General features: G+C 64.3%; 16 protein-coding genes. 3 read left to right on the top strand and 13 right to left on the bottom strand.

What is annotated here, in order from left to right:
- The first annotated feature begins 394 nt into the window (after positions 1-394).
- Positions 395-691 carry a hypothetical protein gene (locus tag ASD45_RS13280; RefSeq protein ID WP_156380840.1) on the top strand — a complete coding sequence of 99 codons (297 nt, stop codon included), beginning with the start codon at positions 395-397 and terminating at the stop codon, positions 689-691.
- Positions 692-695: 4 nt separating this feature from the next.
- On the opposite strand, the gene ASD45_RS13275 is transcribed toward ASD45_RS13280, so the two are convergent.
- The 13 genes from ASD45_RS13275 to ASD45_RS13215 form a co-directional block, all read right to left on the bottom strand.
- Positions 696-2,042 (bottom strand): methyl-accepting chemotaxis protein, encoded by a 1,347-nt coding sequence (locus ASD45_RS13275; protein WP_056911914.1) that lies wholly within the window; start codon positions 2,040-2,042, stop codon positions 696-698.
- Positions 2,043-2,318: 276 nt separating this feature from the next.
- Positions 2,319-3,305, bottom strand: coding sequence for a methylmalonyl Co-A mutase-associated GTPase MeaB (gene meaB, locus ASD45_RS13270; RefSeq protein WP_056911913.1), 987 nt, complete (start codon positions 3,303-3,305; stop codon positions 2,319-2,321).
- 33 nt (positions 3,306-3,338) lie between these two features.
- Positions 3,339-4,856 (bottom strand): tripartite tricarboxylate transporter permease, encoded by a 1,518-nt coding sequence (locus ASD45_RS13265; protein ID WP_056911912.1) that lies wholly within the window; start codon positions 4,854-4,856, stop codon positions 3,339-3,341.
- Positions 4,857-4,863: 7 nt separating this feature from the next.
- Complete coding sequence (locus ASD45_RS13260) at positions 4,864-5,337, bottom strand: tripartite tricarboxylate transporter TctB family protein (RefSeq protein WP_056911911.1); 474 nt, start codon at positions 5,335-5,337, stop codon at positions 4,864-4,866.
- 124 nt (positions 5,338-5,461) lie between these two features.
- Positions 5,462-6,454, bottom strand: a complete 993-nt coding sequence (locus ASD45_RS13255; protein WP_056911910.1) for a tripartite tricarboxylate transporter substrate binding protein — start codon at positions 6,452-6,454, stop codon at positions 5,462-5,464.
- A gap of 190 nt (positions 6,455-6,644) precedes the next feature.
- A complete protein-coding gene (locus tag ASD45_RS13250) occupies positions 6,645-7,433 on the bottom strand; it encodes a DUF3298 and DUF4163 domain-containing protein (protein ID WP_056911909.1) in 789 nt (262 codons plus the stop codon).
- On the bottom strand, positions 7,430-9,583 hold the full coding sequence (scpA, locus tag ASD45_RS13245) for a methylmalonyl-CoA mutase (protein WP_056911908.1): 2,154 nt from the start codon (positions 9,581-9,583) through the stop codon (positions 7,430-7,432). Before scpA ends, ASD45_RS13250 begins: the two co-directional genes overlap by 4 nt.
- On the bottom strand, positions 9,580-11,433 hold the full coding sequence (locus ASD45_RS13240) for a methylmalonyl-CoA mutase subunit beta (protein WP_056911907.1): 1,854 nt from the start codon (positions 11,431-11,433) through the stop codon (positions 9,580-9,582). The genes scpA and ASD45_RS13240 overlap by 4 nt, the downstream gene beginning before the upstream one ends.
- A gap of 61 nt (positions 11,434-11,494) precedes the next feature.
- Complete coding sequence (folK, locus tag ASD45_RS13235) at positions 11,495-12,004, bottom strand: 2-amino-4-hydroxy-6-hydroxymethyldihydropteridine diphosphokinase (protein ID WP_056911906.1); 510 nt, start codon at positions 12,002-12,004, stop codon at positions 11,495-11,497.
- Complete coding sequence (gene folB, locus ASD45_RS13230) at positions 12,001-12,378, bottom strand: dihydroneopterin aldolase (protein WP_056911905.1); 378 nt, start codon at positions 12,376-12,378, stop codon at positions 12,001-12,003. Before folB ends, folK begins: the two co-directional genes overlap by 4 nt.
- Positions 12,375-13,160: a dihydropteroate synthase gene (gene folP, locus ASD45_RS13225; RefSeq protein ID WP_244485462.1), complete on the bottom strand. Its 786-nt coding sequence runs from the start codon at positions 13,158-13,160 to the stop codon at positions 12,375-12,377. The genes folB and folP overlap by 4 nt, the downstream gene beginning before the upstream one ends.
- 164 nt (positions 13,161-13,324) lie before the next feature.
- Positions 13,325-13,735, bottom strand: coding sequence for a DUF4332 domain-containing protein (locus ASD45_RS13220; RefSeq protein ID WP_056911904.1), 411 nt, complete (start codon positions 13,733-13,735; stop codon positions 13,325-13,327).
- 50 nt (positions 13,736-13,785) lie between these two features.
- Positions 13,786-14,148 (bottom strand): hypothetical protein, encoded by a 363-nt coding sequence (locus ASD45_RS13215; RefSeq protein WP_056911903.1) that lies wholly within the window; start codon positions 14,146-14,148, stop codon positions 13,786-13,788.
- Positions 14,149-14,577: 429 nt separating this feature from the next.
- On the opposite strand from ASD45_RS13215, the gene ASD45_RS13210 reads away from it, so the two are divergent.
- The gene (locus ASD45_RS13210) at positions 14,578-15,963 is read left to right on the top strand and encodes a M20/M25/M40 family metallo-hydrolase (protein WP_156380839.1); all 1,386 of its coding nucleotides are present in this window, start codon (positions 14,578-14,580) and stop codon (positions 15,961-15,963) included.
- Positions 15,964-16,093: 130 nt separating this feature from the next.
- Positions 16,094-17,026, top strand: a complete 933-nt coding sequence (gene ppk2 / locus ASD45_RS13205; protein ID WP_156380838.1) for a polyphosphate kinase 2 — start codon at positions 16,094-16,096, stop codon at positions 17,024-17,026.
- Positions 17,027-17,028: the final 2 nt, after the last annotated feature.

Here is a 17,028-nt window from a genome sequence, read left to right as displayed (position 1 = left end):
GATCAGCCGCCAAAAGCGCGGCCCGGCGCCGTTAAAGACACCGCGATGGAGCGCCGCGGGGCGATGACTTCTCCGATCGCAAGGAGAGGTCGCGCACCGCAAGGTGCGACCAGAAAGAGCGCCTCGCGGCGCTCCATCCCCTCGGCTTGTGCCGGGGGCGGAAGGGGAAGGCAGGCCGCCCCGGGCCTTCAAAGAACAGGGGCGGCGGAGCGTTGCCTGCAAGGCCTGTTGGCTGTCTGACAATTGAATCGGACGGGTGAGGCGCAGGAACCGTGAGCGGGCCCCGCGGCAGCGCAATCGCGGCGGCTGCATGCCAGCCCAGAGTTAAAATGCGCGCGCTGATGTCGTAGAGTTTGCGCGGGGAAGCGACGCGCTCGTGCCGGTGGAGGCTGTCTTGGTGTTGTCGAAATTCACGGTTGCGCTCACGATTGCTGGTCTTGTCGCTGTTGCCGCGCCGGCATCGGCGCGCGATCTGTCCATGGGCAAGCACAGCGCCGACGAGCTCAAGGCCACCTGCGCCAGGATCGGCGGCTCGTTTTCGCAAGGCAAGGAACGCTATGGCTGCGGCACCGATTGCCACGGCGCGCCGGGCACCGATTGCATCGTCAGTTGCGGCGCCGATGGGAAATGCACGGCCCAGCTGATGGGCGGCCGCCGGGCGCACACGCTCGAAAGCGCGCTGAAGCGCTAAGGCACTACATCGCGACCTTGGTCAGGAAGCGCTCGACTTCGCCGCGCAGCAGCGCGCTGGCATGTTCGACCGACTCCGACGCAGTCAGCACGGTTTGCGCCGAGCGCTGCGCGTCGTTGGCGGCGTTGACCACTTCGCCGAGTGCCTTGTCGATGATTTTCGAGCCTTGCGCCGTGTTGGTCACGTTCTGCGCGATCGAACTGGTGGCGCTGGTCTGCTGCTGAACCGATGACGACACCGAAGAGGTGTGGCTGTGGATCTCTTCGATGCGGTTGGCGATGCGGCTGATGGCTTCCACCGATGCCTGCGTCGAGCGCTGGATTTCCTGGATCTGCGCGGCGATATCTTCGGTCGCACTGGCGGTCTGCACCGCGAGGGCCTTGACCTCGGAGGCGACCACGGCAAAGCCGCGGCCCGCAGCGCCGGAACGGGCGGCCTCGATGGTGGCGTTCAGCGCCAGCAGGTTGGTCTGACCGGTGATGTTGCGGATCAGCTTGACGACGTCGCCGATCTTGTCGGCGGTCCTCGCCAGATGATTGATGTCGTCATTCGTCATCTTGGCTTCGTCGAGCGTGATGCGGACGAGACCCGCCGCGCGCGTCAAGCGCTCATTGACCTCCGAGGCCGAGGTCGACAGTTCCTCGGTGGCGGCGGCGACCATGTCGACATTGCCCACCGCTTCATGCGACGTGCGCAAGGCATTTTCCGCCTGCTGCGTGGTGTGGCTGGACACCGTGAGCAGGCCCGAAGCGGTAACGCGCATTTCCTCGGCGCTGCCGATGACGGTCTCGAGCAGCTTCTCGGCGCCGATGCGGAAATCGGAGATGGCTTCTTCGGTCGCGGCGCGGCGCGCTTCGTGCTGCTGCGCGGCGATGCGATCCTGCTCGGTCTTGCGACGCTCGGTGATGTCCTCGTGCGTCGTGATCCAGCCGCCGCCTTTGATCGGATGATTGGTGATGAGATAGAGCCGGCCCTTGCCGGCATCGACTTCGGCGACCGTGGTGCGGCCTTCGTCGCGGGCTTCGATGAATTGCTTGCGGTAGCTCTGCGTGTCGGCGTTGAAGGAGCCTTTGGCGACGCGCCGCGCCAGCACCTCGGCCAGCGTCGAGCCGACCTTCACCTCGCCGGCCTCCAGGTTGTACATGGTGTGGTACTTCTTGTTGCACACCAGCAGGCGCTCGTTCGCGTCGAACATGCTCAGGCCTTGCGGCATGTCGTCGAGCGCGCGTTCCATCTGTTCGTTGGTCCAGCGCAGGCGATGGTTTGCCGCCGCATTGGCGATGCCGGTCGCTATCTGGCCGAGCAGGGCGGCAATGACGGCGCAACCGGCCACCCGCATCGTGTCGGACATGGCCGGAAGCAGCGGCGTGACAAATCCGGACGCAAGGAAAAGCGCGGCGAAGGCCGCGACAAAGCATACGTACCCGGCAGCCGATGCACGGGGCCAGCCGCTTTTCAGGGCGGAAGAAAGAAAGGCACTCCGCATTGTCGGGAAATCCCAGCGTGTCCGCGAAAGCTAATCGCGATCCGTTTACACAGGGTTAAGCGGGAGTTAATTCAGGGTTATCTGCGGTGGCGCGGCGTCGCCTTGGAACTCAGGCGTGCGTTGCGGCATAAAATCGCCGGCTCACAGACCAAGAAGCTTGGCGATCTCATCGACGGCCAAAGTCGGTGCCAGCGTACCGGCCGCGACGCCGTTTTCGGCCTGTTTGACCTTGCTGCGCACCGCCGGATCGCCGCGCAGCCGGGCCGCAAGACGCTCCTCGAGCAGCGTCCACATCCACTTCACCTGCTGATCGCGGCGCCGGGCGTTCAGTTCGCCGCTCTTGGTCATCTTTTTCTGATAGTCAGCGACGTGGTGCCACAGCGTGTCGATGCCGCCGCCGGTCAACGCGGAGTAGGTGATGACCGGCACCATCCAGGTCGGCGAGCGCGGCGCCAGGATGTGCAGCGCGCTGCGGAAATCGGCCGCCGCGACATTGGCGCGGGCAATGTTGTCGCCATCGGCCTTGTTCACCGCGATCATGTCGGCGAGTTCGATGATGCCTTTCTTGATGCCCTGCAATTCGTCGCCCGTGCCGGCGACCATCAGCACCAGGAAGAAGTCGGTCATGTCGGCGACCGCGGTCTCCGATTGACCGACGCCGACGGTCTCGACGATGATCACATCGTAGCCCGCCGCCTCGCACAGCAGCATGGTCTCACGGGTCTTGGCGGCCACGCCGCCGAGCGTGCCGGAAGACGGCGAGGGGCGGATGTAGGCCTGCGGGTCGACCGCGAGCCGCGCCATGCGCGTCTTGTCGCCGAGGATCGAGCCGCCGGTGCGCGACGATGACGGGTCGACCGCCAGCACCGCGACCTTGTGGCCTTGGCCAGTGAGATAACTGCCGAGCGCGTCGATGGTGGTGGATTTGCCGGCGCCGGGCGCGCCGGTAATGCCGAGGCGGATGGCTTTGCCGGTAGCGGGCAACAGCTCCTGCACCAGTTGGTGCGCGGTCTGCCGATGGTCGGCGCGGGTGCTCTCGATCAGGGTAATGGCGCGCGCCAGGATAGCGCGGTCGCCGGCGCGGATGCCGGCGGCAAGCGAAGCGGGGTCGAGGCGGCGGGCGGACATGCGCCCTTTAACTAACCGAAGGCGCGCGCGGCGTCACGCCCCCGCGACATCGGCCTCGGATGGCGCGACGGTCGCCCGTCGCCCGGTGGCGGCGCGCCACGCCATCATGGCCCAGATCAGCACCGTCACGACGCCGAGCGCGGCGGCGATCGGCCGCTCGAAGAACCCGAACGGGCTGCCGTCAGCCTTGATCATTGAGGTCATGAAGTTCTGCTCCAGCATTTCGCCGAGCACCAGGCCGAGGATCGCCGGCGCGATCGGGAAGCCGTTTTCTTCCATCAGCCAGCCGACGACGCCCAGCGCCAGCATGACGATGATGCCGTAGACCGAATTGGTCATGGAATAGGCGCCGACCATGCAGAACAGAAGAATGATCGGCAGGAGCACGTTGCGCGGCACGCGCAGGATCTGCTTGGCCGATTTGATCGCGGCCCAGCCGAGCGGCAGCATGAGCAGGTTGGCGAGCACGAAGATGATGAAGACGGCGTAGATGAACTGCGGATTTTGCAGGAACACGGTCGGGCCCGGATTCATGCCCTTCATGTACAGCACACCGATCACGATCGCGGTAATCGAGTCGCCGGGAATGCCAAACACCAACGCCGGAATCCAGGCGCCGCCGAGCGCCGAGTTGTTGGCCGAGGTCGCGTCGACGATGCCCTCGATGTGGCCGGTGCCGAATTTCTCCGGCGTCTTCGAGAAACGCTTCGAGATGGCGAACGAGATCCACGCCGCGATGTCGGCGCCGGCGCCGGGCAGCGCGCCGATGGCGACGCCGAGTGCCGAGCCGCGCAGGAAGTTGAACCAGTACTTCTTGAACACCTCCCACACGCCGTTGAAGATGTTGCCGATCTTCTGCGCCAGTGGCGCACCCTGCTGATCGACGCTGACCGCGCCGCGCAGCAGTTCGGACAACGCGAACATGCCGATCATCGCCGGGATGAAGCTGACACCCTGCAACAGCTCGACGCTGCCGAAGGTGAAGCGCGGATAGCCGGCGGTCGGATCGATGCCGATACAATTGATGAGCAGGCCGAAGACCAGTGATGTGATGCCCTTGAGCGGATCTTCCGTGGTCATGAACACCGCGCACGTCAATCCGAGCAGCGCCAGCCAGAAATATTCGAACGACGAGAAGTTGATGGCGACTTCGGCCAGCGCCGGCGCGCACAAGATGAGGATGACGACGCCGACCAAACCACCCAGGACCGAGAACACGAGATTGACCCCGAGATTGAGGTCGAGCTCGCCTTTCTTCGACATGGCGTAGCTCTCGTCGGTATAGGCGGCGGAAGCGGGCGTGCCGGGGATGCGCAGCATGGCCGCCGGAATATCACCGGCGAAGATCGCCATCGCCGTCGCGGTGACGATGGCGCCGAGCGCCGGCACCGGATCCATGAAGAAGGTCACCGGCACAAGGAGCGCGGTCGCCATGGTGGCGGTCAGCCCGGGCATCGCGCCGACGAACATGCCGAACGCGGCGGAGGCGACGATGACCCAGAGCACGTTGAGATGAAAGATGAGGCCGAATGCAGTCAACAATGCGTCCATCGCGGCCTCACAGAATTGAATCGAGCCAGCCGCGCGGCAGCGGCACGCGCAGCAGGCTGGCGAAGAACCAGTAGATCATCATGGTGGCGACGACCGTGGTGATCAGCGCCGTGAGCGGTCGCACGCCGAACCACAGGAACAACACGCCAAGCGTCACAAAGGCCATCGGGATGAAGCCGACGGTCTCGGAAAAAATGATGTACAGCAGCAGAAGCAGCAGCATCAGGAAGAACGAGACGACGCGCCAGGGCTGACGCGTCCAAGCCGCCATCGCGACGAGCGGGGCCCCGGCGCGTCGCGCCGCCATGCCGCGCCAGACCAGCAGGCCGCCGCAGACGATCAGCAGCGCGCTGAGCACGCGCGGAAACAGCGATGGTCCGTAGTTCTGGCCGGAAAATTCGGGAAACGTGGTCGTCAGGGCGATCAACGCGACTGACAGGATGATAAGAACGAGGCCGTTGATCGCGTCATTCGCGCGCATTGCGACTCCGGAAACTTGAGCGAGGGCGGATCGGTTCACTGGCCGGACGGCGGAGAAACACCTCCTCGCCGGCGATACGGCGCGCAAGGCCCGCTCGGACCTAGCGCGCCGCCGTCGTCATGCGTCAGGTCTTGGCAATTCCGGCGGCTTTCATGGCCGTGCCCATCTGTGCGTCGGACTTGTCCATGAACGCGCCATACTCCTTGGCGTCGGCCCAGACCGTGCCGAAGCCGCGCGAGCCCATGAAGTCCTTGTACTCCTTGGAGTCGTAGATCTTCTTGAGCGAGGCGGTGAGTTTGGTCGCGATGTCCGTTGGCAGGCCCTTGGGACCGGCGAAGCCACGCCAGGCGCCGGTGGTGAAGTCGATGCCCATGGCTTCTTTCAGCGTCGGGATGTCCTTGAAGGTTGCCGACCGCTCCGGCGCCATCAGCGCCAGGCTTTTGGCCTTGCCGGCGTCGATCATGGCGCGAGCTTCCGGCACTGAGCAGGTGGTGAAGTCGATGCCGCCGGCGGCGAGGTCCTGCATCGCCGGCGCGGCGCCGTTCGACGGCACCCAGGTGACATGGTTGGCCGGCAGGCCCATGGCTTGCAGCCAGCCGACCAAGGCCAGATGCCAGATGCCTCCCTGACCGGTTCCGGACGCCTTCATCTTGCCGGCCGGTGCCTTCTTGATCGCCTCGGCGAGATCCTTGACGGTCTTGTAGTCGCCGTCAGCCTTGACCTGGATACCGGGCGGATCCTCGTTCATCAGCGCCAGCGGCGTGAAGTCCTTGGGCGTCAGTTGCGTCAGGCCGGCCCAGTGCATCATGGCGATTTCAACTGTGATGATGCCGAGCGTGTAGCCGTCCGGCTGCGCGGTCGAGATCGCTGAATGGCCGACGACGCCGGAACCGCCGGTGCGGTTGACGACGTTGATCGGCTGGCCGAGGTCCTTCTCGAGCAACGCCGCGACAATGCGCGCCGTCGCGTCGGTGCCGCCGCCGGCGCCCCACGGGCAAATCATCTGGATCGGTCGGTTCGGATAGCTCTGTGCGAAAGAGGGCTTGGCCCCTGCCACAAGGCCGGCACCGGCTACGGCGGTCGCGGCCACGAAATCGCGGCGTGTCAGCTTGGTCATGCGTCGCTCCCATGTTCGCCGGTCTGACGCCGGCTTTGTATGATGACTGATGTTAGGTCCGCGTGGTGCGCAAGGTCAATCACGCAGGCTCGCATCGAATGATGCGGTGCAAACCGAACGCGCAGCGTGGAAATGCCGCACTGCGTCCGTTGTTTGGGTTCAACAGAGTCCGGCGGCCGAAATGCCGCGGTCAGTCTTTATCCTCGTCGGCCTTCGGCCGCACACCACCGAACAGCGCGATGTCGTCCGGCGAAAGATCGTCCTTGAAGCTCTCCCACGGCACGAAAACGTCGTAGGGGCCTTCCGCGTACGAGCCGACGGCGTAGGGCGAGAAATGGAAGTTAAGCCCCGCGCTACGCGCTGGATCGGTCGACCGGGCGAGCGTCACCGCGCCCATCTTGAGAAGGTCGGGTTGAACATTGGCGAGTTCGGTGTCGGTATTCGGATCGATATTGTCGGCGCCGCGCTGTTTTTTCTGCTCGGCCAGTGAGGCGCGGATCGCCGTAGCGAGCTTGGTCAGCGTCGAGCCGTTCGGCGCCGTTTCCCTGAAGAACGGTCGGATACTGATGCGCTTCTTCAGCACCGTGTCCCACAGGATGCTGTTGTTTTCGCTGTTGGGATGGGCACCGCCACTGTTGAGATAGTCGTCACGGTCGATGCTGACATAGCGGCCGATCGCCGAGCTCTGTGTGTAACTGCGCTCGAAAGCGTAACGCCGGCCGTCGGTGAATGCGTCGGGTGTCGCTTTACGATCCTCGTCGGCGGAGCGGCGCCACTTCTCGACCTCACGCTTGCCTTCGGCGAGAAGTCCGGCATAGAGCTCGGGATAGGCCTTGAGCTGCGGGTCGATCGTCAACGACGCCTCGATCGAGCGCGTCTTGACCGACAGCACCGGCCTGACGCCCTCGGCGGCCGTGGAAGCGATCGTAACAGCCGCAAACAACGCGGCGGCGGCGGTCGCGATGGCAGCGAGCCTCACTCTGCCGCCTGCTGATCGTGGCCGAGGCGGTGATGCAGCGTCTTGAGCAACTTCAACGCGGCATCGGCGATCACAGTGCCGGGCGGGAAGATCGCTTCACAACCGGATTTCATCAGCGCGTCGTAGTCCTGCGGCGGCACGACGCCGCCGACGACGATCATGATGTCCTCGCGGCCCTGCGCGGCAAGCGCCTTCTTTAATTCAGGTACCAACGTCAGATGCGCGGCGGCGAGTGACGACACACCGAGAATGTGGACGTCGTTCTCCACCGCTTGGCGCGCGGCCTCTTCGGGAGTGGCGAACAGCGGGCCGATATCGACATCGAAGCCCAGATCGGCGAAGGCCGAAGCGATGACCTTCTGGCCGCGGTCGTGGCCGTCCTGGCCGATCTTGGCGACCAGCAAGCGCGGCCTCCGTCCTTCCGCGCTCTCGAAGGTCTCGATCGCCTGCCGCACCTTATCGACAGTCGGAGTCATGCCGACCTCCCGTTTATAGACGCCGGTGATCGACTTGATCGAGGCGACGTGGCGGCCGAACACCTTCTCCAGCGCCATCGAGATTTCGCCGACGGTGGCTTTGGCCCGGGCGGCTTCGACCGCGAGTTCGAGCAGGTTGCCGTTTCCGGTGGCGGCGCGGGTCAGCGCATCGAGTGCTTCCTGCACCGCGTTGGGATCGCGCTCGGCCTTCAGCCTGGCGAGCTTGTCGAGCTGCTTCTGCCGGACCTCGGAGTTGTTGACCTTGAGAACGTCGATCGGGGTTTCGTCGACCGGCTGGTACTTGTTGACGCCGATGACGGACTGCACGCCGGCGTCGATGCGCGCCTGGGTCTTGGCCGAAGCTTCCTCGATGCGCAGCTTCGGGATGCCGGCTTCGATGGCTTTCGCCATGCCGCCGAGCACCTCCACTTCCTCGATATGCGCCCAGGCCTTGGCGGCGAGATCGGCGGTCAGCTTTTCGACGTAATAGGAGCCGCCCCAAGGATCGATGATGCGCGTGGTGCCGCTTTCCTGCTGCAGCAGGATCTGCGTATTGCGGGCGATACGCGCCGAGAAGTCGGTCGGCAGCGCCAGCGCCTCGTCGAGCGAATTGGTGTGCAGCGATTGAGTGTGGCCTTGGGTGGCGGCCATCGCCTCGATCATGGTGCGGGCGACGTTGTTGAACACGTCCTGCGCGGCCAGCGACCAGCCCGACGTCTGCGAATGCGTGCGCAGCGACAGCGAGCGCGGATCATCCGGCTTGAACGGCTTCATCAACTTCGCCCAGATCATGCGCGCGGCGCGCAGCTTGGCGATCTCCATGAAATAGTTCATGCCGATCGCCCAGAAGAACGACACGCGCGGCGCGAACTGATCGATGGTCAGCCCCGCCTTGATGCCGGCGCGGACATATTCGAGGCCGTCGGCGAGCGTATAGGCAAGCTCGAGGTCCTGCGTCGCGCCGGCTTCCTGCATGTGATAGCCGCTGACCGAAATCGAATTGAACTTCGGCATCTCGGCGGACGTATAGGCAAAGATATCGGAGATGATGCGCAGGCTGGGGCCGGGCGGATAGATATAGGTGTTGCGCACCATGAATTCTTTGAGGATGTCGTTCTGGATCGTGCCCGACAGCTTGCTGTGCGGCACGCCCTGTTCCTCGGCGGCGACGATGTAGAGCGCCAGAACGGGCAGCACCGCGCCGTTCATGGTCATCGACACGCTCATCTGGTCGAGCGGGATGCCCGAGAACAAGGTGCGCATATCGTAGATCGAATCGATTGCGACGCCCGCCATGCCGACATCGCCGGCGACGCGCGGATGATCGCTATCGTAGCCGCGGTGGGTAGCGAGATCGAAGGCGATCGACAGGCCCTTCTGCCCGGCGGCGAGGTTGCGTCGGTAGAAGGCGTTGGAATCTTCCGCTGTCGAGAAGCCGGCGTATTGCCGGATGGTCCAGGGCTGTGCCGCGTACATCGCCGGGTAGGGGCCGCGGAGGAACGGCGCCTTACCGGGGTAGGTCTCGAGGAAGTCGAGGCCCGCGACATCACCCTCGCCATAGACCGGCTTCACCGCGATGCCTTCGGGCGTCAGCCACGGTTCGGGGTTGTCATTGGTCGCAGCGAACTGCGGCTCGGCGAAGTCGACGCTGGCGAAGTTCGGAACTTTGCTCATGATGCCACCAGACTATCATACGCGGTCTGCAGCGTCGAAAGCACGTCGCAGCCCACATAAATGAAGGTTCTGACGCCGGCTTCTTTCAATATGGCTTCCAGTTCGCCCGGGCGGCCGGCGAGGTGGATCGTGGCGCCGGCCTCGGCCAGCGCCTTGGCGGCGGCCACGGCTTCCGCCTCATATACCTTGTCCGATGAACAGATGCAGGCGAGGTTCGTTCCCGACTTCCGGAACGCCGCGAGCATTTCCGCCTGATCTTTGTAGCCATCCGAGCCGATGGCCTCGATGCCGCCGGCCTCGTAGAAATTCTTGGCGTAGCCCGCGCGCGTAGTGAACTCCGAAAGCTTGCCGAGATTAGCGAGAAAGACCTTGGGCCGCGATCCGGACTTGCGGGCGATGGCATCGGATTTGTCGCGCAAGGCTTCGAACGGTTCGGCGAGCCGTATCTGCGGCAAGGCGTCGAATGTGATCGCGGCCGTCAGTGGTGGGACGGTGACGCGCGACGCGTCGAGCACCTTGACGTCGCTCTCGCCGAGATGCGGGAATTCGGTGGCCCCGGTCAGCGGCTCCTTGCGGCGAGCGACATTTGCTTCGTGCGCCTTGCGCGTCTCAGCGACCTTCTTCTGCATCAGGCCGTGCTCGATGGCGGCCGCTGCGCCGCCGGCCTTTTCGATGTCCTGAAACAGCGACCATGCGGTCTGCGCCAGTTGCGTCGTCAGCGCCTCGATGCCGCCGGAGCCGGCCGCCGGATCGGCGACGCGGTAGAGGTTCGACTCCTCGAGCAGGATGAGCTGCTGGTTGCGCGCCACCCTTCGGGCGAAGGCATCGGGCAGGCCGCGCGCGGCGGTGAAGGGCAGTACACTGATGCTATCGGCGCCGCCGAGGCCGGCCGCGGTGATAGCGATGGTGGTGCGCAGCATGTTCACGTACGGGTCGCGCTGCGTCATCATGCGCCACGCCGTTTCCGCCGACACGAAAGCCGGTTGCGGCGTCAGGCCGCTGGCTTCCTCGACGCGCGCCCACAGTTTCCGCAAGGCCCGGGATTTGGCGATGGTCATGAACTCATCGGCGTCGGCGGCGAGGCGGAAGAAGATCAGCTTGCGCGCTTGATCGAGCGGCACGCCGGCGTCCACGAACATGCGCAGGTATGCCACGGCATTGCCGAGCGCAAATGCCAGCTCCTGTGCTTCCGAACCGCCGGCGGCATGCACCGCGCGACCATCGGCAACCGCGAACGGGCCCTTGAAGCCCTGGCCGGCCAGATCGGCAGCGAAGCCGGCGAGCAGCTTCGCGGTCTCCGCCCACGGCCGCGGCGCCGCGCCGTTGCGCGCCATCAGCCCGAGCGGGTCGTGCGCGAAACGGATTTGGGTTTTCGCCGGATCGATACCACGCGCCTTCACCGCCTTGGCGAGGTTCAGGCCGGCATCCTTTTGCTGGGCGCTGAAATCGGTCTCGATGGCAACGGCATCGAGCCAGACATTCTCGAGTGCGCGGGCGATCGTCGCCTCGGAGCCATCGAGCCCGTAGCCATAGGCGCCGAGCGCCCCGGCGAACACCAGCGACAGGCCGGTGGCGCCGTTCTCGAGGTCGAGCAGCGCCTGTTTATTCGCTTCTGCGGCATCGGGATGATCGGTCCGCGCCATCACCTGCCACGGTTCACCGCCGGCGCGGCCGGCTACGGCATGCACGCCTGCGACACGCGGGTAGAGCGGCTCGACGCGAAGGCCGTCATAGCTGCGGCTGACCAGACGCTTGTCGAAATCGGCGCCCTTGAGCGCGGTCTCGACCAGTGACCGCCACGCGGCGGCGTCGGTCGGCGGAAATTCGGCGGCGAAAGATACGTTAGTCATGGACCCAAACTGCCATAGAAGCTGGGCGCTCGCCATTGCGATAAAGCAAGCGGCGTGCCCGTTAGCGCCGCGGTTGTAAGCGCTCGATCCCGGCGGTGTCGAGGCCGGCCAGGGCCGAGCGCGGTGTTCGCCCCGCAATCTCGGCGTTCCCGGCAATCTCGCTGAGCGGCATCAGCACGAAGGCGCGTTCGTACAGCCGCGGATGCGGCAGGATCAGGCCAGGCTCGTCGAGCGAGAGGTCGCCATAGGCGATGATGTCGATATCGACGGTGCGCGGGCCCCAGCGCTGCTCATTGGTGCGGTCGCGGCCCAGCGTCCTTTCGATCTCCTGGATGCGCGCCAGCAACTGGCGCGGCGGTAACGTCGTATCAATGGCCAGGCAGAGATTGACGAAAGGTGGCTGGTCGGTGACGCCCCAAGGCGGCGTTTTGTAGTCGGACGAGCGTGCGACGACGCGGATGCCGTCGGCGTCCGACAGCGCGCGCACGGCGTGGTCGAGGGTGGCGCGGCTGTCGCCGACATTGCCGCCGAGGGCGAGATAAGCCCGCGTCGCCGCCGTTTCGGCGCTCATGGTTTCGCTTTACCGCGGCCGCGGGTGATGGTGACGCCGACATCGCTGAAGGTCGCGGCAATTGGGGCGTGCGGCTTGTGGATGGTCACTGCGACGGTGTTGACGCGGGCAAAGGCGCCAAGCACGGCGTCGGCAACGGCGCCGGCCGCGGCTTCGACGAGACGAAAGCGCTGGCCGGTGAAAGTCTTTTCGACGCATTGCGCGACGTCGGCGTAGGACACGGTGTCCTTGACCTTGTCGGAGCGCGCGGCGTCGGACAGATCGACCGCGAGGTCGAGGTCGAGCGTGAAGGTCTGGCCGACTTTGCCTTCATGCGGCATGACGCCGTGATAGGCATGCAGCGCCAGCCCGCGAATAAAAATTCGGTCGGTCATGTTGTGATCTTCTCGACAGCGGCCAAGTCGATTGCGGCCATGACGCGCAGCGCCTGCACGGTTTCGGCGACGTCATGGACGCGCACGATCGCTGCGCCCTGACGCACGGCGTAGAGGTGGCTGGCGAGCGAGCCGCCGATGCGTTGATCCGGCGGCGAGGGACTCACCGAATTGATGAAACGCTTGCGCGAGGCGCCGACCAGCAGCGGCAGGCCGAATGCCGTGAACGCCGCCGTGTGCGCCAGCGTGATGATGCTCTGCTCCGGCGTCTTGCCGAAGCCGATGCCGGGATCGAGCACGATGTTGTCGCGGGCGATGCCGGCGGCCGAGGCGATCTGGATCGAGCGCGAGAAGAACGCGGCGACGTCGGCAACGATGTCGATCGCCGGATCAACTTCGGTGCGGTTATGCATGGCGATGATCGGGACGCCGCGCGCGGCGACGGCCGCGGCCATCGCTGGGTCGCCCTGCAGACCCCAGACGTCGTTGGCGATGGTCGCGCCATGGTCGAGCGCGTAGGCGACGACGTCGGCCTTGAGGCTGTCGATCGAGACCGGCAGGCCGAGTTTGACGACCGCGGGCAGCACCGGCTTCAGCCGGTCGAGTTCGTCGTCGGCGGACACCGGCTTGTTGCAGCCGTAAGGCCGCGTCGATTCCGCGCCGATATCCAGGATGTCGGCACCCTGCGCCGCCATTGCTTCGGCGTGCGCGATGGCGCGCTTCGGATCGAGGAATTGACCGCCGTCGGAAAACGAATCCGGCGTGACGTTGAGAATGCCCATGACCAGCGGCCGGCCGAGCTTGAGCAGCGCCGCAAGCGGCGGCGGCGCCGTGGGCGCGAGGTCAGGGGGCGTTGCGGTAGTGGTGACCGGCTCCATCGCCTTTGGCATGGCGCGGCGGGGCGCAGCCTGTCAAGGCGGATCGCGGACCGCAGGCGATGCGGATTTCAGCGGTACGAAATCTTGAGCGGCAGTTTCTTGGCGTGCTCGATCCAGCGCTCGACCACCTTCTCGGATGGCAGAAAGCGGACGACGCCGTGCTTCTCGTTGGCCAGCGCCAACGCCGCGGCTAGGTTGCGGGCGTTGCGGTAGGACAGTTCTTTCACGGTATCGACGCCGGCATAGTGCAGCAGCAGCGCATATTCCTTGCTGACGCCTTTGACGCGCATGCGGTCGGCGCCGTTGGCCCAGCACAGCAGTTGCTTTTCGTCGAACTGGGTCTTCTCGGCCAGCAACTTGCGGCCTCTGACCGTGCGCGCCTTCTCGAGCAGCGCGCCGGTCGATCGGATCCCTGCCGATCGAAGGGCCGCGACGGCTTGGCCGTCGATCCCCTGCAAGTCGGTGATGGGATAGGACATCCGTCGCTCCAGACCGGTCTCGAAATGTGCTGATTATCGAAGGTGGAGCGTCAGACGAACTGACTGAGCCCGGGGATCGAGCCGACGATCTCGCCGATCGTGTCTTCGCCGACTTTTTCGCGGGCGAACGCGATGGTTTCCTTGGTAACGGATTGCACCTGGCCCATGGTCAATCCGGCCGCCATCATGCGGCTGCCGGCGCCCATCAGACCACCCATGGAAAACATTCCGCCGCCGGATTCCTGAGCGGCCTGAAGTAGCGCCGCACCATCGGGCAGGCTGTCGATCAAAGCCTGGACTTTGTCGGCGGGACCTTCCTTCTGCAGGAAATCGAGAATGATGCCGAGAGCTTTTTCTGCCGTAGGCTGGTCGATACCGACGTTAGAGACGAAACGGGCGACGAGTTCATTCATGTTTCCCTCACATCCTCGTACTGACGGCGAGGTTGCCAAACATATTGAACGTTTTGGCAATGTTGACAAGCACGATGGACGACACGCCGCAACATAGTTCTACGTTCAGTGATCTCATGCAATCGGTAAGGCATGGGATACCAGGCTGCTGTGACGACCATCACATTCTCAGTCAAGGCCCCGCGGGCCTTTGCCGTCAATACTTTTCCGTTGTCGGTTGAGCCGACGTTCAAGGGGCTGATATGCGGTTGGACGCGGCGATGGAAGATTTTTATGCCGCATTTAGCGGCTAGACCTCCGTCTTGACCGACATGGCTTAAAAGTATCTGAATGTCGGCTCACAAACGCACGACATGGCATGCGGTTGCATGGCGAACCGCCGAGGATAGTCGGCGTTTGATTGGAATTCGACTTAAAGGAATGAAGCCGATGAGCACATTGGACGCTGTTCTCGCCCGCATCGACCAGGATCTCGACAACAGCGTCGATCGTCTGTTCGCATTGCTGCGGATCCCGTCGGTTTCGACCGATCCGGCTTTCCAGGAACAGTGCCGCGCCGCAGCCGAACACGTCGCGGCTGACCTGAAATCGATCGGCTTCGAGGCCAGTGTGCGGCCGACCGCCGGCCATCCGGTGGTGGTTGGAAAATCGAACGGCGCCGGCGGGCCAAATGTCCTGTTTTATGGGCACTACGACGTCCAGCCGGTCGATCCGCTCAATCTCTGGAAGGCGCCGCCGTTCGAACCGCGCATCGAGACCCTGCCGGGAGGGCGCAAGATCATCGTGGCGCGCGGCGCTTGCGACGATAAGGGCCAGTTCATGACCTTCGTCGAAGCCTGCCGTGCCTACAAAACGGTCACCGGCAAACTGCCGCTCAATATCACTGCCATGATCGAAGGCGAGGAGGAGTGCGGCTCCCGCAATCTGCCCGCCTTCGTCCGCGACAACGCCGGTGAACTCAAAGCCGACCTTGCTCTGGTTTGCGACACCGCCATGTGGGATGGCGATACGCCGGCGATCACAACGTCGCTGCGGGGCCTCGTCTATGAAGAGGTAAAGGTCACCTGCGCCGACCGCGATCTGCACTCCGGTCAGTTCGGCGGTGCCGCGCAGAACCCGATCCGTCTGCTCGCGCGAATTCTCGGCGCCCTGTGGGACGACGAGAACCGCGTCACAATTCCCGGATTTTACGACGGCGTCGATGACCTGCCAGCCGACATCAAGGCCGACCTCGCGGCGCTTGGTCTCACCGAGGAAACTTTCCTCGGCCCGATCGGATTGAAGCATTCGGCCGGCGAGAAGGGGCGTCTGCTGATCGAGCAGATCACGACGCGCCCGACCGCCGAGATCAACGGCATCATCGGTGGTTATACCGGTGAGGGTGCCAAGACTGTCATTCCCGGTGAGGCGTCGGCGAAGGTCTCATTCCGTCTGGTTGGCCGCCAGGACCCGGCCAAGATCAAGGAAGCGTTCCGCAAGTTCGTCCGCGACCGGCTGCCCGACGACTGCAAGGTCGAGTTCGGCAACTTCGGCGCCGGGGCCGCACTGCAACTGTCGTTCGACAATCCGGCGCTGACCAAGGCGCGCGATGTGCTCGCGGAAGAGTGGGGCCGCAAGGCGGTCACCGTCGGTGCCGGCGGCTCCATCCCGATCGTCTCGGACTTCAAGAGTGTGCTCGGCATGGATTCACTAATGGTCGGTTTTGCCCTCGACGACGACCGGGTGCACTCGCCCAACGAGAAATTCGACCTCAAATGCTTCCACAAGGGTATCCGCTCCTGGGCGCGGATCATCCACGCGCTGGCGGAGGGCTGAAACTGAGGAGGGCCTAAACGCCTCTGCGGGCGACTATTTGCCGCGCGCAGCACCGCAGCGTGGCCGGTCACGAAACCGTTGTGAAAGACGTTCATTCTCGCATGTTTGCGACAACCAAGAACGACGGACCATGACCGACAAAGACGATCTGAACGCCGCGCCCCTCAATGGCCAGGACTGGCTCGAAGCCGAGCTCGCTGACACGCTCGATGAAGACTATGAGCTCGAATTGTCCGAGCCCGCGCTCTCGGAAGAGCTGCGCAAGATATACCGGCGCACGCATCCGCCGACGATCGCGCGGCCCGAATACTTCCGCAATTTGCTCCGGATGCAGGCCGAGCTGATCAAGCTCCAGGACTGGGTTGTCCATAGCAAGCAGAAAATTCTCGTGCTGTTTGAAGGGCGCGATTCTGCCGGCAAAGGCGGCGTCATCAAGCGCATTACCCAACGGCTCAACCCGCGCGTCTGTCGCGCGGTCGCGCTGCCAGCGCCGACCGACCGAGAAAAATCACAATGGTATTTTCAGCGCTACGTGCCGCATCTTCCCGCTGGCGGGGAAATCGTGCTGTTCGACCGCTCCTGGTACAACCGGGCCGGCGTCGAGCGTGTCATGGGCTTCGCGACACCCGCCGAGGTGGAAGAGTTTTTCAAGGACGTGCCGGAATTCGAGCGCATGCTGGTGCGTTCCGGCATCAGGCTGATCAAGTACTGGTTTTCGATCACCGACGAAGAGCAACAGATGCGCTTCCTGATGCGCATTCATGATCCGTTGAAGCAGTGGAAGCTGTCGCCGATGGATCTGCAGTCGCGCGTTCGTTGGGAGGACTACACGCGCGCCAAGGAGCAGATGTTCACCCGGACGAATATTCCGGAGGCACCTTGGTACATCGTCGAAGGCAACGATAAAAAGCGGGCGCGGCTCAACTGTATCGATCACCTGCTGCAGCGGATCCCCTACGAGCCGGTGCCGCACCAGGACATCGCACTCCCGGACCGGGTGTTCGATCCGAACTACGAGCGCAAGACCTTGCCGCCCGAACTCTATGTGCCGCAGAAGTATTGAGC

The sequence above is a fragment of the Pseudolabrys sp. Root1462 genome, assembly GCF_001426945.1.
Lineage (GTDB): Bacteria > Pseudomonadota > Alphaproteobacteria > Rhizobiales > Xanthobacteraceae > Pseudolabrys.
Note: the sequence above shows the minus strand (reverse complement) of the source record. Positions and strands in the feature narration are given on the sequence as shown.

What these genes read in the sequence shown, in the direction of transcription:
- meaB (WP_056911913.1), bottom strand. Translation starts at nt 3,305, where the DNA reads ATGTCCGCCCGCCGCCTCGACCCCGCTTCGCTTGCCGCCGGCATCCGC.
- ASD45_RS13275 (WP_056911914.1), bottom strand. Translation starts at nt 2,042, where the DNA reads ATGTCCGACACGATGCGGGTGGCCGGTTGCGCCGTCATTGCCGCCCTG.
- folB (WP_056911905.1), bottom strand. Translation starts at nt 12,378, where the DNA reads ATGACCGACCGAATTTTTATTCGCGGGCTGGCGCTGCATGCCTATCAC.
- scpA (WP_056911908.1), bottom strand. Translation starts at nt 9,583, where the DNA reads ATGAGCAAAGTTCCGAACTTCGCCAGCGTCGACTTCGCCGAGCCGCAG.
- folK (WP_056911906.1), bottom strand. Translation starts at nt 12,004, where the DNA reads ATGAGCGCCGAAACGGCGGCGACGCGGGCTTATCTCGCCCTCGGCGGC.
- ASD45_RS13220 (WP_056911904.1), bottom strand. Translation starts at nt 13,735, where the DNA reads ATGTCCTATCCCATCACCGACTTGCAGGGGATCGACGGCCAAGCCGTC.
- ASD45_RS13255 (WP_056911910.1), bottom strand. Translation starts at nt 6,454, where the DNA reads ATGACCAAGCTGACACGCCGCGATTTCGTGGCCGCGACCGCCGTAGCC.
- folP (WP_244485462.1), bottom strand. Translation starts at nt 13,160, where the DNA reads ATGGGCATTCTCAACGTCACGCCGGATTCGTTTTCCGACGGCGGTCAA.
- ASD45_RS13240 (WP_056911907.1), bottom strand. Translation starts at nt 11,433, where the DNA reads ATGACTAACGTATCTTTCGCCGCCGAATTTCCGCCGACCGACGCCGCC.
- ASD45_RS13210 (WP_156380839.1), top strand. Translation starts at nt 14,578, where the DNA reads ATGAGCACATTGGACGCTGTTCTCGCCCGCATCGACCAGGATCTCGAC.
- ppk2 (WP_156380838.1), top strand. Translation starts at nt 16,094, where the DNA reads ATGACCGACAAAGACGATCTGAACGCCGCGCCCCTCAATGGCCAGGAC.
- ASD45_RS13215 (WP_056911903.1), bottom strand. Translation starts at nt 14,148, where the DNA reads ATGAATGAACTCGTCGCCCGTTTCGTCTCTAACGTCGGTATCGACCAG.
- ASD45_RS13265 (WP_056911912.1), bottom strand. Translation starts at nt 4,856, where the DNA reads ATGGACGCATTGTTGACTGCATTCGGCCTCATCTTTCATCTCAACGTG.
- ASD45_RS13260 (WP_056911911.1), bottom strand. Translation starts at nt 5,337, where the DNA reads ATGCGCGCGAATGACGCGATCAACGGCCTCGTTCTTATCATCCTGTCA.